The 12,926-nt window shown below is 69.2% G+C and carries 11 protein-coding genes; 10 read left to right on the forward strand and 1 reads right to left on the reverse strand.

Annotation, left to right across the window (positions count from 1 at the left end; all coding sequences use genetic code 11):
• Window positions 1-222: 222 nt before the first annotated feature.
• From ftsZ to ACZ5VQ_RS13995, 6 genes are all read left to right on the forward strand, one after another.
• The gene (gene ftsZ / locus ACZ5VQ_RS13970; RefSeq protein WP_055612099.1) at window positions 223-1,419 is read left to right on the forward strand and encodes a cell division protein FtsZ; all 1,197 of its coding nucleotides are present in this window, start codon (window positions 223-225) and stop codon (window positions 1,417-1,419) included.
• Entirely contained in the window at window positions 1,416-2,144 is a 729-nt protein-coding gene (pgeF, locus tag ACZ5VQ_RS13975; protein WP_469105082.1) for a peptidoglycan editing factor PgeF, read from the forward strand. The genes ftsZ and pgeF overlap by 4 nt, the downstream gene beginning before the upstream one ends.
• Window positions 2,145-2,150: 6 nt before the next feature.
• Window positions 2,151-2,870 (forward strand): YggS family pyridoxal phosphate-dependent enzyme, encoded by a 720-nt coding sequence (locus ACZ5VQ_RS13980; RefSeq protein WP_469105083.1) that lies wholly within the window; start codon window positions 2,151-2,153, stop codon window positions 2,868-2,870.
• Between the two features lie 128 nt (window positions 2,871-2,998).
• Window positions 2,999-3,640: a cell division protein SepF gene (locus ACZ5VQ_RS13985; RefSeq protein ID WP_055612102.1), complete on the forward strand. Its 642-nt coding sequence runs from the start codon at window positions 2,999-3,001 to the stop codon at window positions 3,638-3,640.
• Window positions 3,641-3,690: 50 nt separating this feature from the next.
• Window positions 3,691-3,975: a YggT family protein gene (locus ACZ5VQ_RS13990; RefSeq protein ID WP_055612103.1), complete on the forward strand. Its 285-nt coding sequence runs from the start codon at window positions 3,691-3,693 to the stop codon at window positions 3,973-3,975.
• Between the two features lie 55 nt (window positions 3,976-4,030).
• Complete coding sequence (locus tag ACZ5VQ_RS13995; RefSeq protein WP_469105084.1) at window positions 4,031-5,215, forward strand: DivIVA domain-containing protein; 1,185 nt, start codon at window positions 4,031-4,033, stop codon at window positions 5,213-5,215.
• A gap of 206 nt (window positions 5,216-5,421) precedes the next feature.
• Here the strand turns inward: ACZ5VQ_RS13995 and ileS are convergent, their stop codons facing one another.
• Window positions 5,422-8,583: an isoleucine--tRNA ligase gene (ileS, locus tag ACZ5VQ_RS14000; protein WP_469105085.1), complete on the reverse strand. Its 3,162-nt coding sequence runs from the start codon at window positions 8,581-8,583 to the stop codon at window positions 5,422-5,424.
• 622 nt (window positions 8,584-9,205) lie between these two features.
• Between ileS and ACZ5VQ_RS14005 the strand changes: the two genes are divergently transcribed.
• The 4 genes from ACZ5VQ_RS14005 to ACZ5VQ_RS14020 all read left to right on the forward strand — a co-directional run bounded on the left by ACZ5VQ_RS14005 (window position 9,206) and on the right by ACZ5VQ_RS14020 (window position 12,747).
• A complete protein-coding gene (locus tag ACZ5VQ_RS14005) occupies window positions 9,206-10,468 on the forward strand; it encodes a TraR/DksA family transcriptional regulator (protein WP_469105086.1) in 1,263 nt (420 codons plus the stop codon).
• Window positions 10,469-10,578: 110 nt separating this feature from the next.
• A complete protein-coding gene (gene lspA / locus ACZ5VQ_RS14010) occupies window positions 10,579-11,253 on the forward strand; it encodes a signal peptidase II (RefSeq protein ID WP_469105087.1) in 675 nt (224 codons plus the stop codon).
• 82 nt (window positions 11,254-11,335) lie between these two features.
• Window positions 11,336-12,280 (forward strand): RluA family pseudouridine synthase, encoded by a 945-nt coding sequence (locus tag ACZ5VQ_RS14015; RefSeq protein ID WP_469105088.1) that lies wholly within the window; start codon window positions 11,336-11,338, stop codon window positions 12,278-12,280.
• Window positions 12,277-12,747 (forward strand): GNAT family N-acetyltransferase, encoded by a 471-nt coding sequence (locus ACZ5VQ_RS14020; protein ID WP_469105089.1) that lies wholly within the window; start codon window positions 12,277-12,279, stop codon window positions 12,745-12,747. The genes ACZ5VQ_RS14015 and ACZ5VQ_RS14020 overlap by 4 nt, the downstream gene beginning before the upstream one ends.
• Window positions 12,748-12,926: the final 179 nt, after the last annotated feature.

Here is a 12,926-nt window from a genome sequence, read left to right on the forward strand (position 1 = left end):
TAGGGTGAAAAGAAAAACGGGAGGTTCGGCGTGTTCGTTGAACGTGCGCCACTTGTCGACTTAGTGTCCTGTTCGGAAGAGTCCAAGGAACAGACACACTGGTAACCCTAAACTTCAGCGTTAGGGTTCGGGTCGGCGTTCGGACCGTCCCATTCGGCATCAGTCGTCGGATCGCGAACGTGCGAGGCGGCGACACGTAACTCGAGGCGAGAGGCCTTCGACGTGGCAGCACCGCAGAACTACCTCGCAGTCATCAAAGTCATCGGTGTCGGCGGCGGTGGTGTCAATGCCATCAACCGGATGATCGAGGTCGGTCTCAAGGGTGTCGAGTTCATCGCCATCAACACCGACGCCCAGGCGCTGTTGATGAGCGACGCCGACGTCAAGCTCGACGTCGGCCGCGAACTCACCCGCGGACTCGGCGCCGGAGCCAACCCGGCCGTCGGCCGCAAGGCGGCGGAGGACCACCGCGAGGAGATCGAGGAGGTCCTCAAGGGGGCCGACATGGTCTTCGTGACGGCCGGTGAGGGTGGCGGCACCGGCACCGGCGGCGCACCCGTCGTGGCCAACATCGCCCGCTCGCTCGGCGCGCTCACCATCGGCGTGGTCACGCGTCCGTTCACCTTCGAGGGACGGCGCCGTGCCAACCAGGCCGAGGACGGCATCGCGGAACTCCGCGAAGAGGTCGACACCCTCATCGTCATCCCCAACGACCGGCTGCTGTCCATCTCGGACCGCCAGGTCTCGGTCCTCGACGCCTTCAAGTCGGCGGACCAGGTCCTGCTCTCCGGTGTTCAGGGCATCACCGACCTCATCACCACGCCCGGTCTGATCAACCTCGACTTCGCCGACGTCAAGTCCGTGATGTCCGAGGCGGGTTCGGCGCTCATGGGCATCGGCTCGGCCCGCGGCGACGACCGCGCGGTGGCCGCGGCCGAGATGGCGATCTCCTCGCCGCTCCTGGAGGCGTCCATCGACGGCGCCCGAGGCGTGCTGCTCTCCATCTCCGGCGGCTCCGACCTCGGCCTGTTCGAGATCAACGAGGCCGCCCAGCTGGTGAGCGAGGCCGCGCACCCCGAGGCCAACATCATCTTCGGCGCGGTCATCGACGACGCGCTCGGCGACGAGGTCCGGGTCACCGTCATCGCGGCCGGCTTCGACGGCGGCCAGCCCCCGTCCAAGCGGGATACCGTCCTCGGCTCCTCCTCCGCCAAGCGCGACGAGCCCACACCGGCCCGGTCGGGCGACAGTCGCCCGTCCTTCGGCTCGCTGGGCAGCGTCACGCCGAAGGAGGCCCCGGAGCCCACTCCGGAGCCGGTGAGCAACGAACTGCCGTCGGTCTCCCCGCCGGTCCCGCCGTCGCGCACGTACTCGGACAGCGCGGCCGAAGAGCTGGACGTGCCGGACTTCCTCAAGTGATACGACAGCGCGAGACCGTGAGCGGCGCGCACTTCGCCTTCACCGACCGGTGGGGCGGGGTGAGCGCCGTTCCGTACGAGGAGCTCAATCTCGGCGGTGCGGTCGGCGACGGCGCCGACTCCGTACGCGCCAACCGGGAGCTGGCCGCCAAGTCGCTCGGCGTCGACCCCGATCTGGTCGTCTGGATGAACCAGGTGCACGGGCCCGATGTCGCCGTCGTCGACGAGCCGTGGGGAGACCGTCCGGTGCCGCAGGTGGACGCCGTGGTCACCAAGCGCCGAGGCCTCGCGCTCGCGGTGCTCACCGCGGACTGCACGCCCGTACTGCTCGCCGACCCCGTCGCCGGTGTCGTGGCCGGTGCCCACGCGGGACGGCCCGGCATGATCGCCGGTGTCGTGCCCGCCGCGGTCGCGGCCATGGTCGAACTCGGCGCCGAGCCCGCCCGGATCGTCGCCCGCACCGGCCCCGCCGTCTGCGGCCGCTGCTACGAAGTACCGGAAGCGATGCGCGCCGAAGTGGCCGCCGTCGAGCCCGCGGCGTACGCCGAGACGAGTTGGGGCACGCCGGCGGTCGACGTGACCGCGGGGGTGCACGCGCAACTGGAGCGGCTCGGGGTGCGCGACCGGGAGCAGTCGCCGGTGTGCACGCTGGAGTCCGATGATCACTTCTCGTACCGCCGCGACCGCACCACGGGTCGGCTCGCGGGCTATGTGTGGCTGGACTGATGGGGCATGACGGACCGTAAGGCTCAACTCGCCGGAAACCTGGCGAAAGTGGAAGAGCGTATCGCGGCGGCGTGTGTGGCCGCCGGGCGCAAGCGCGAAGAAGTGACCCTGATCGTGGTCACCAAGACCTACCCGGCCGACGATGTGCGGATCCTGTCGGAACTCGGTGTGCGCCACGTCGCCGAGAACCGCGACCAGGATGCGGCACCCAAGGCCGAGGCCTGCTCCGATCTGCCCCTCTCCTGGCACTTTGTCGGTCAGTTGCAGACCAACAAGGTGCGTTCCGTGGTCGGTTACGCGGATGTCGTGCAGTCCGTGGACCGGGCCCGGCTCGTCACCGCACTGTCCAAGGAGGCGGTGCGGCAGGAGCGTGAGCTGGGGTGTCTCATCCAGGTCGCGCTCGATGCCGACGAGACCGGACGGGGGGAGCGCGGTGGTGTAGGGACTGGCGGTGTCGAGGAGTTGGCCGGTCTCGTGGCCGGGGCCCCGGGGCTGAGGCTCGACGGACTGATGACCGTCGCCCCGCTCACCGGACCGTACGCGGGGCGTGAACTGGCGGCGTTCGAGCGGCTGATGGATTTGTCGACTGACGTGCGCAGCGCCCATCCGGCTGCGAACATGGTCTCGGCAGGGATGAGTGCGGACCTCGAACAGGCCGTGGCAGCCGGAGCGACACATGTGCGCGTCGGTACTGCGGTACTCGGAGTCCGCCCCAGGCTCGGGTAACGTCGCCAAGAAGTCGGACCACAGCAGAAAATATGGTCATTACCACCATAGGTGGGCATAACGACCTCGTGGATCGCGGGCACTTGGCAACAGTCAGCCGATCCACCACAGAGCGGAGGACTCAGAGCATGGCCGGCGCGATGCGCAAGATGGCGGTCTACCTCGGCCTCGTGGAGGACGATGGGTACGACGGCAGGGGCTTCGACCCCGACGACGACTTCGAGCCCGAGCTTGATCCGGAGCCCGAGCGGGACCGCCGACGGCACGAGCCGTCGCATCAATCACACCAGCCGCATCAGTCCCAACGGGACGAATCGGTACGAGTGGTGCAGCCGCCCGTGCAGCGCGATCCCGTGTCACATTCCGCTTCGCTCACCGCGGAATCCGGGCGTCCGGCGCGAATCGCCCCCGTGGCGTCCATCACACAAGAACGTCAAAGCCTGGAGAAGAACGCACCGGTGATCATGCCCAAGGTCGTGTCGGAACGAGAGCCGTACAGGATCACCACACTGCACCCCCGGACCTACAACGAGGCCCGTACCATCGGGGAACACTTCCGTGAGGGCACTCCGGTGATCATGAATCTGACTGAGATGGATGACACAGACGCGAAGCGACTTGTCGACTTTGCGGCCGGTTTGGTGTTTGGTCTTCACGGGAGCATCGAGCGGGTGACGCAGAAGGTGTTCCTGTTGTCGCCTGCTAACGTCGATGTCACGGCGGAGGACAAGGCTCGCATCGCAGAGGGCGGGTTCTTCAACCAGAGCTGAGACGCAGGACCGGACAAGGCACGGAAACAGGGGAGAGGGAAGCACGGATCATGAGCGTGGTTGCGCAGGTTCTGTACGTCGCGCTGATGTGTTTCCTCATCGTGCTGATCTTCCGGCTGGTCATGGACTACGTCTTCCAGTTCGCCCGCTCATGGCAACCCGGCAAGGCGATGGTGGTCGTTCTTGAGGCCACCTACACTGTCACTGATCCACCGCTCAAGCTTCTGCGGCGGTTCATCCCGCCGCTGCGTCTCGGGGGCGTGGCGCTCGACCTGTCCTTCTTCGTACTGATGATCATCGTCTACATCCTGATCTCCGTTGTGAGCCGGCTGTGAACGATACGGTCTTGCCGAACGCCGACGATGCCGACGACTACGTTGAGGTGAAGAGATGCCGTTGACCCCCGAGGACGTGCGGAACAAGCAGTTCACGACCGTCCGCCTCCGAGAAGGCTATGACGAGGACGAGGTCGATGCCTTCCTCGATGAGGTCGAAGCCGAACTGACCCGCCTGCTCCGCGAGAACGAGGACCTGCGCGCCAAGCTGGCCGCCGCCACACGCGCCGCCGCGCAGAACCAGCAGCAGGGCATGCGCAAGCCGCCCGAACAGCAGGATCCGCAGCAACAACAGGGCCCGCCGCAGGGCATGCGCGGTCCCGGTGCTCCCGTGCCCGCCGGCATATCGGGTCCGCCGCAGCAGCAGATGGGCGGCCCCATGGGCGGCCCGCCCCAGCTGCCGAGCGGTGCGCCGCAGCTTCCCGCGGGCCCCAGTGCCCAGGGCGGCCAGCAGGGTCCCGGCCCGATGGGTCAGGGTCCGATGGGCCAGGGCCCCATGGGTCAGGGTCCCGGTCAGATGCAGCAGATGCAGGGTCAGATGCAGCAGCAGATGCCCCAGCAGATGGGCGGCCCGATGGGCGGTCCCATGGGTGGCCCGATGGGCGGTCACGGTGGCCCGCAGATGGGTCAGCCCGGTCAGGGCCCCGGTGGCGACAGCGCCGCTCGTGTCCTCTCGCTGGCCCAGCAGACCGCCGACCAGGCGATCGCCGAGGCCCGTTCCGAGGCCAACAAGATCGTCGGCGAGGCCCGCAGCCGCGCCGAGGGTCTGGAGCGCGACGCCCGTGCCAAGGCCGACGCTCTTGAGCGGGACGCCCAGGAGAAGCACCGCGTGGCGATGGGCTCCCTGGAGTCCGCTCGCGCCACGCTGGAGCGCAAGGTCGAGGACCTGCGCGGCTTCGAGCGCGAGTACCGCACGCGTCTGAAGTCCTACCTGGAGTCGCAGCTGCGTCAGCTGGAGACCCAGGCCGACGACTCGCTGGCTCCGCCGCGTGCGCCCGCTGCCGCGTCGCTTCCGTCGTCGCCGAGCCCGTCCATGGCTCCGGCCGGGGCGAGCGCGCCGTCCTACGGCGGCCAGCAGATGGGTGGCCCGGCTCCGGCCCCGCCGTCCTACGGTGGTCAGCAGCAGATGTCGCCGGCCATGACCCAGCCGATGGCGCCGGTCCGGCCGCAGGGCCCCTCGCCCATGCAGCAGGCGCCCTCGCCGATGCGTGGCTTCCTGATCGACGAGGACGACAACTGACGGCCTCCCGTACGCCTTAGGCGTCGGCAGCGTTCAGGGCGGAGCCCCGGATAACTTCCGGGGCTCCGCCCTTTTGCGTGGGCGTGTGCGGCCCTGCCCAGTGCGTGCGTTCGTTCGGAGGACGCGGGCAGCTGTACGCGGGCACGCAACGCCGAAGGCCCGGTCCCGCCAAGATCTTTGGCGGGACCGGGCCTTCGAGGCTGTCGCTACGCCTTGCGGAGGCGGAACGTCAGCGACAGGGACTCGTCCGTGAACGGGGTGCCGTACGTGTCGTCCGCCGCCTCGCCCTGGCCGAAGTCCGTGGCGAGGACCTCGTCGGCGATCAGGGCGGAGTGCTCGGTGAGCGCCGCGATCACCTTCGGGTCCGTGGACGTCCAGCGCAGGGCGATCCGGTCGGCCACGTCCAGGCCGCTGTTCTTGCGGGCCTCCTGGATCAGACGGATCGCGTCACGGGCCAGGCCCGCCTGACGCAGCTCCTCGGTGATCTCCAGGTCCAGGGCGACCGTCGCACCGGAGTCCGAGGCGACGGACCAGCCCTCGCGCGGGGTCTCCGTGATGATCACCTCGTCCGGGGCGAGCGTGATGGTCTCGCCGTCGACCTCCACCGACGCCGTGCCCTCGCGCAGGGCCAGGGACAGCGCGGCCGCGTCGGCCTCGGCGACGGCCTTGGCCACCGCCTGGACGCCCTTGCCGAACCGCTTGCCCAGCGCGCGGAAGTTGGCCTTGGCGGTTGTGTCCACCAGCGAGCCGCCCACTTCCGAGAGGGAGGCGAGCGAGCTCACGTTCAGCTCCTCCGTGATCTGCGCGTGCAGTTCACGGTCCAGGGACCCGAACCCGGTCGCGGCGACCAGCGCGCGGGACAGCGGCTGACGCGTCTTCACACCCGACTCCGCGCGCGTGGCACGGCCCAGCTCCACGAGACGGCGTACGAGCACCATCTGCCGGGACAGCTCCGGGTCGATGACGGACAGGTCCGCCTCCGGCCAGGACGTCAGGTGTACGGACTCGGGGGCGTCCGGCGTCACGGGCACCACCAGATCCTGCCAGACCCGCTCGGTGATGAATGGGGTCAGCGGGGCCATCAGGCGCGTGACCGTCTCGACGACCTCGTGCAGGGTGCGCAGCGCCGCCTTGTCGCCCTGCCAGAAGCGGCGACGCGAGCGGCGTACGTACCAGTTGGACAGGTCGTCGACGAACGCCGAGAGGAGCTTTCCGGCGCGCTGGGTGTCGTACGCCTCCAGAGCCTGCGTCACCTGGTCGGTGAGCGCGTGGAGTTCGGACAGCAGCCAGCGGTCCAGGACCGGACGGTCCGCCGGGGCCGGATCGGCCTCGCTGGGCGCCCAGTTGGACGTGCGGGCGTAAAGGGCCTGGAAGGCGACCGTGTTCCAGTACGTGAGGAGCGTCTTGCGGACGACCTCCTGGATCGTGCCGTGGCCGACGCGGCGGGCCGCCCAGGGGGAGCCGCCGGCCGCCATGAACCAGCGGACCGCGTCCGCGCCGTGCTGGTCCATCAGCGGGATCGGCTGCAGGATGTTGCCCAGGTGCTTGGACATCTTGCGGCCGTCCTCGGCGAGGATGTGGCCGAGGCACACCACGTTCTCGTACGACGACTTGTCGAAGACGAGCGTGCCGACCGCCATCAGCGTGTAGAACCAGCCGCGGGTCTGGTCGATGGCCTCGCTGATGAACTGCGCCGGGTAACGGGACTCGAAGAGTTCCTTGTTCTTGTACGGGTAGCCCCACTGCGCGAACGGCATCGAACCCGAGTCGTACCAGGCGTCGATGACCTCCGGCACGCGCGTGGCCGTCTTCTCGCACTGGGGGCACGCGAAGGTGACCTCGTCGATGAACGGGCGGTGCGGGTCGAGGTCCGACTGGTCCGTGCCCGTCAGCTCGGAGAGCTCGGCGCGCGAGCCGACGACCGTGAGGTGGTCGTCCTCGCAGCGCCAGATCGGCAGCGGGGTGCCCCAGTAGCGGTTGCGGGACAGGGCCCAGTCGATGTTGTTGTTCAGCCAGTCGCCGTACCGGCCGGTCTTGACCGAGTCCGGGTACCAGTTGGTCTTCTCGTTCTCCTGGAGGAGGCGGTCCTTGATGGCCGTGGTGCGGATGTACCAGGACGGCTGCGCGTAGTAGAGGAGCGCGGTGTGGCAGCGCCAGCAGTGCGGGTAGCTGTGCTCGTACGGGATGTGCCTGAAGAGCAGGCCGCGCTGCTGGAGGTCCTCGGTGAGCTTCTCGTCGGCCTTCTTGAAGAAGACGCCGCCGACCAGGGGGACGTCCTCCTCGAACGTGCCGTCGGGGCGGACCGGGTTCACCACGGGCAGGCCGTACTCGCGGCAGACCTTGAGGTCGTCCTCACCGAAGGCGGGGGACTGGTGAACCAGACCAGTGCCGTCCTCGGTCGTGACGTACTCCGCGTTCACCACGTAGTGGGCGGGCTCGTCCTTCGGGAACTCGACGAGCTCGAACGGACGTTGATACGTCCAGCGCTCCATCTCGGTGCCCGTGAAGGACCGGCCGGTGGTCTCCCAGCCCTCGCCGAGTGCCTTCTCGACGAGCGGCTCGGCGACGACCAGCTTCTCCTCGCCGTTCGTCGCGACCACGTAGGTGACCTCGGGGTGGGCGGCGACCGCGGTGTTGGACACCAGGGTCCACGGGGTCGTCGTCCACACCAGGAGCGCGGCCTGGCCCGCGAGCGGACCGGAGGTGAGCGGGAAACGGACGAACACCGAGGGGTCGACGACCGTCTCGTAGCCCTGCGCCAGCTCGTGGTCGGAGAGGCCCGTGCCGCAGCGCGGGCACCAGGGGGCGACGCGGTGGTCCTGGACCAGCAGGCCCTTGTTGAAGATCTCCTTGAGCGACCACCACACGGACTCGATGTACTCGGGGTCCATCGTGCGGTACGGGTCGTTCAGGTCGGTCCAGTAACCCATGCGGGTCGTGAGCTCTTCGAAGGCGTCGGTGTGGCGGGTCACGGACTCGCGGCACTTGGCGTTGAACTCGGCGATGCCGTACGCCTCGATGTCCTTCTTGCCGTTGAAGCCGAGCTCCTTCTCGACCGCCAGCTCCACGGGGAGGCCGTGGCAGTCCCAGCCGGCCTTGCGGGCCACGTGGTAGCCGCGCATGGTGCGGAAGCGCGGGAAGACGTCCTTGAAGACGCGCGCCTCGATGTGGTGGGCACCGGGCATGCCGTTGGCCGTGGGCGGGCCCTCGTAGAACACCCACTCCGGGCGGCCCTCGGACTGCTCCAGGGTCTTGGCGAAGATCTTCTGCTCACGCCAGAAGTCGAGCACGGCGTGCTCGAGGGCGGACAGGTCGACCTGGGCCGGCACCTGGCGGTACTGCGGCTGTGTACTCGGCTGCGTATTCAACGAGCTTCCTCCGGCGGACTTTCTGCCTTCCGTCCGGAGGGACGAGAGCTGTGTTGTCACCTACGCCGTGTGCGGCGCGCTCCCGCGGTACCACCCTCCTTGGCTCTCCGCCGCTTCCTGCACGTCGGTGAGCCCCCTCATTGGGGTCGCGATGCCGGGTCTACCGGCCGCTGCCTTTCGTGCCTCTCGGCTGCGGCTTTCTTCCGGCGGCTCCGGGGTGATCTTCACGTCGCGCCGGCCCCCGGGCTCGCACCGTCCCCGGGTCGCTCCTGGCTGCGTACGCCGCTACTCGTCCCCATCCACGCTTCTCGCTCCGCCCAGTGTACGGCGCCGGGCGGACAGCGGCCGACCGGTTTTCCCGGGCCCGCGGGCGAGGGGTGGCGGGGCGCCGGGGAGGCGTGCGGACTGACCCGAATGCCGAGGCGGCCGTGTTCGCATCCTGGGACGGCCGACTCGGCGGATTACCCGGCGGGGAGCTGGGCACAACGCTTGCAGGCTCGCCGCGCGGTACGGGCGGGGCGGGCGAATCGGGCGGCGTGCCCCGTTGCCGCGGGACTCAAGTCGATTTATCGTCCCAGCACGATTCGCGAGCAAGATCACAATATGTGAAGGGGCCGCGGCCATGGTGGCGAAGAAGACCGCCGTACAGCAGTCGGCGTCCGGCAGATCCATGGGGGCGGAGCGTTCCGCGAAGGGCGCGGCGAAGCAGGGCGGGGCCAAGAAGACGGTCGACGGCACGAGGACGGCCGGTCGGAGAACGGTCGCTACGAAGGAAGCGACTACGGAGGCGGGTGCCACGAAGGCAGGCGTTACGAAGGCAGGGGCCACGAAAACGGCCGCTGTGAAGAAGGCCGCGGCGAAGAAGGACGCCGTGGGGACCACTCCTTCGAAGAAGGCCGTTTCGGAAACGGCCACCAAGAAGGCGGTCACCAAGAAGGCGGTCACCAAGAAGGCGGCCACCAAGAAAGTGGTCGCCAGGAAAGTGGTCGCCAAGAAGTCGGCCACTACGAAAGTTGCCACCAAGGAGTCGGCCACCAGGAAAGTGGCTGCTCCGAAGAGGGCCGGCGCAGGGGCGGCCGTCTCGAAGAGGGCAGTCGCGGCGGCGACCTCCACGGAGGGGGCTATCGCCGAAACGGCCGCTACGAAGAGGGCCGCTACGAAGAGGGCCGGTACCAAGAAGGCCTCCACCAAGAAGGCGGCCGTCAAGGCGGTTCCTGCGAAGAAGGCCGCCAAGAAGAGTGCCGCCGGCAAGGGGGTGGGTGAGGCGGGCGTCTCCGCCGCAGAGCCTCCCCGGAAGGCGGGCAGGAAGGGCACACGTACGGCCAAGAAAGCGGTCGCTGCAGCGGCCGAGGGTGCGGCGGAGGCCGCGAAGACGACGGGAGCCACGACGGTGGTTGCGAAGAAGACTCCTGGCACGGCCACGGCCACGGCGAAGGCGGCCGGCAAGGCAGGCGCGGTCCCCAAGGCGCGGATCGCCGCGGCGGAGCCCGGCGAGCTCGCGGTACGCCCCGGTGAGGACCCCTGGACCCCCGAGGAGGTCGCGGAGGCACGCACGGGGCTGATGTCGGAGGCCCTGCGGCTGCGTGCCGAGATCACGCACTCCGAGGAGTCCCTGGCGGGCCTGATGCGTGACTCCGGGGACGGCGCGGGCGACGACCAGGCCGACACCGGCACCAAGAACATCACGCGCGAGAGCGAGATGGCTCTCGCGGCCAACGCCAGGGAGATGCTGGAGCAGGACGAGCGCGCCCTCGAACGCCTGGACGCGGGCACGTACGGGCTCTGCGAGAGCTGTGGCAACCCCATCGGGAAGGCCCGTATGCAGGCCTTCCCGCGCGCCACCCTGTGCGTCGAGTGCAAGCAGAAGCAGGAGCGCCGTTACTGATCGGCCAATGATCCGATACTGATCGGCCCGGTGCGCCTCCTGAGCACATGGGCGCGGTGGGCCGTGCCGTACTCTCGTCCTCAGTCAGGCACCTAGGTTGAGGGACTCACGTGGCAGAGGCGGAGCGGATCATCGGTACGCCGGATATCCCGGAGGCGGCTGGCGCCGAGCCGGAGCAGACCGACCAGAGCGCGGCGGCGGGCGAGCGGTCCGATGCCCAGGGGGCGCAGGATCCGGCCGGGAGCGAGGGCTCCGACTCCGGTTCCGATGAGGCTGCGGCCCCGGCCGGGCCCTCCAGGGGCAAGCGCCGGATCGCCGTGCTGTTCACGGTCGCCGTCCTCGCGTACGCACTGGACCTGATCAGCAAGATGATCGTGGTCGCGAAGCTGGAGCACCACGAGCCGATCGAGATCATCGGTGACTGGCTGAGGTTCGAGGCGATCCGCAACGCGGGCGCGGCCTTCGGTATCGGCGAGGCCTTCACCGTCATCTTCACGGTGATCGCCGCGGCCGTGATCGTGGTGATCGCCCGGCTCGCCCGCAAGCTCTACAGCCTTCCCTGGGCGATCGCGCTCGGCCTGCTCCTCGGCGGTGCGCTCGGCAACCTCACGGACCGGATCTTCCGCGCGCCGGGCGTTTTCGAGGGTGCGGTCGTCGACTTCATCGCGCCCAAGCACTTCGCGGTCTTCAACCTCGCCGACTCCGCCATCGTCTGCGGCGGCATCCTGATCGTGCTGCTGTCCTTCCGCGGGCTCGACCCGGACGGCACCGTCCACAAGGACTGAGGGCCGGCCCACGGGGCCGTCGGGGGGCACTGTTGTTCGGGCTCTGGTCAGGGGTGTCGGACCTGTCCGGCATACTCGACGGGTGAGCACCAGTCCCGAGATCCGTAACCTGCCCGTGCCCGACGGCCTGGAGGGCGAGCGTGTCGACGCCGCCATCTCCCGCATGTTCGGCTTCTCCCGCACGAAGGCCGCCGAGCTTGCCGCGGCGGGGAAGGTCACGGTCGACGGCTCGGTGGTCGGTAAGTCCGAGCGGGTGCACGGCGGCGCCTGGCTGGAGGTCGAGATGCCGCAGGCGCCCGCGCCCGTGCAGATCGTCGCCGAGCCCGTCGAGGGCATGGAGATCGTGCACGACGACGACGACGTGGTCGTGATCGTCAAGCCGGTCGGTGTCGCCGCGCATCCCAGCCCCGGCTGGTCGGGACCGACCGTCATCGGCGGGCTCGCCGCCGCCGGGTACCGGATCTCGACCTCGGGCGCCGCCGAGCGCCAGGGCATCGTGCACCGCCTGGACGTGGGCACCTCGGGCCTGATGGTGGTCGCCAAGTCGGAGTACGCGTACACGTCGCTGAAGCGCCAGTTCAAGGAGCGCACGGTCGACAAGCGCTACCACGCGCTCGTCCAGGGACACCCGGACCCGACCAGCGGCACCATCGACGCCCCCATCGGCCGGCACCCGAACCACGACTACAAGTGGGCGGTCACGGCCGAGGGCAAGCCCTCCGTGACGCACTACGACCTGATCGAGGCGTTCCGCGCGGCCTCGCTGCTCGACATCAAGCTGGAGACCGGGCGCACGCACCAGATCCGCGTCCACATGTCGGCCCACCGGCACCCCTGCGTCGGCGACCTGACGTACGGCGCGGACCCCACGCTCGCCAAGCGGCTCGGGATCACCCGGCAGTGGCTGCAGGCCGTGAAGCTCGGCTTCGAGCACCCCGGGGACGGCCAGTGGGTCGAGTTCGAGAGCGGCTACGCGGAGGACCTGCAGAAGGCGCTGGACCGTGTCCGGGAGGAAAGCTACGCATGAGTTCGTCGTCCTACGTGGTGCGTGTGGCCGAGGACCCCGCCGACCGTGAGGCCTGCTTCGCGGTGCGCAAGGAGGTCTTCGTCGTCGAGCAGGGGGTCCCTGAGGACCTCGAATACGACGCGTACGACGCCGATGCCGTGCATGTGGTCGCCGTGCGCGAGGACGGGCTGCCGTTCGGCGCGGGGCGGCTGTTGTACGGCGACGTGGCGGCCGCCAAGACCGGCGGTGAGCCCGGTGTCGGGTCCCTGGGGCGGCTCGCCGTCCTCAAGGCCGCGCGTGGGCTCGGTGTCGGGGTCGCGCTCGTGCGGGGCATCGAGGACGCGGCACGCGCGCGTGGGCTGACGGCGGTGGATCTGCACGCGCAGACGCATGCGCTCGGGTTTTATGAGCGGCTGGGGTATGTGGCGTACGGGCCGGAGTTCCTCGATGCGGGGATTTCGCATCTGGCGATGCGACGGAGTCTTTAGGGCGGCTGGGGTTCCGGTTGCGGTTCTGGCCGCGGGCCGGTGGGGGCTGGTCGCGCAGTTCCCCGCGCCGCTAAAAGCATAAAGACTGCGCAGTTCCCCGCGCCCCTCAAAGGGGCGCTTCTGTTGCTCGGCGTTTGAAATGACGGGCGGGTTCAGTGGCACGCTTGGGGTCTGGCCTG

Source organism: Streptomyces sp. NPDC033178 (genome assembly GCF_055577685.1).